The sequence below is a fragment of the Nonomuraea sp. NPDC049637 genome (genome assembly GCF_040675235.1).
Lineage (GTDB): Bacteria > Actinomycetota > Actinomycetes > Streptosporangiales > Streptosporangiaceae > Nonomuraea.
The window spans coordinates 1-1114 of record NZ_JBFAOM010000136.1 but is presented as its reverse complement, the minus strand read 5'-3'; the positions used below and the strand labels follow the sequence as shown (position 1 = coordinate 1114).

General features: G+C 69.5%; 1 protein-coding gene. It reads left to right on the top strand.

The genetic code is table 11. The features are described from left to right. A partial coding sequence (locus AB0J71_RS49975; protein ID WP_364421497.1) for a condensation domain-containing protein occupies nt 1–1114 on the top strand: 1114 nt, incomplete at both ends.

Sequence of the window (1114 nt, the reverse complement as noted above, 5' to 3'; positions counted from 1 at the left end):
GGGCGGCCGTTCCAGGTGGTGGGGCCGGTGCCGGAGCGGTTGCTGGAGGTGGAGGAGGCCGCGGATGTGGCGCGGGCGCGGCTGGTCGCGGAGCGGGAGGCGGTGACGCTGTTCGATCTGGCGTCCGGGCCGTTGCTGCGGTCGCGGCTGGTGCGGCTGGGCGAGGGCGATCACGTGTTGTTGTTGACGATGCATCACATCGCCTTCGACGGCTGGTCCCGGGGTGTGCTGCTGGGTGAGTTGGGGGAGTGTTACGCCGCGTTGGCCGCTGGGCGGGAGCCGGTGTTGCCGGAGTTGCCGGTGCAGTACGCCGACTTCGCGGTGTGGCAACGGTCGTGGTTGCGCGGTGAGGTGCTGGCGGGGCATCTGGACTACTGGCGGGACCGGTTGGCGGGGATGCCGGCGGCGATCGAGCTGCCGTTCGATCGCCCCCGGCCGGAGGTCCTGTCGCACCGGGGCCGGGTAGCGTCGTTCCGAGTACCCGCGCAGGTGATGGCCGGACTGCGCGAGGTGGGCCGGGAGCAGAACGCGACGTTGTTCATGGTGACGCTGGCGGCGTTCCAGGCGCTGTTGTCGCGGTATTCGGGGCAGCAGGACGTGGTGGTCGGATCGCCGATCGCGGGCCGGATACGGCCGGAACTGAAGCGACTGGTCGGGTTCTTCGCCAATACGTTGGTGATGCGGACCGACTGTTCGGGTGACCCGTCGTTCACGGAGTTGCTGGGGCGGGTGCGTGAGGTGGCGCTGGGCGCGTACGCGCACCAGGACCTGCCGTTCGAGAAGCTCGTCGAGGAGCTGCACGAGCAGCGGGATCTGTCGCGCAACCCGCTGGTGCAGGTGATGTTCCAGCTCTACCATTCCCGCGGCGACTGGGAGCTGCGGTTGCCCGGTGTGGAGGTCGGCTGGTTCCAGCCGGATCAGGCGACGGTGCGGTTCGATTTGGAGGTGCTGCTGCAGGACGGGCCGGACGGTGGACTTGAAGGCAGCTTCATCTATTCGGTCGACCTGTTCGATCACGGCACCATGGAGCGGCTGGCGGGCAACTACGCGGCTCTGCTGGCGGAGGTCGCGGCCGACGCGGCCCGTCCGGTGTCGGCGTTGGTGCGGCCGAGCG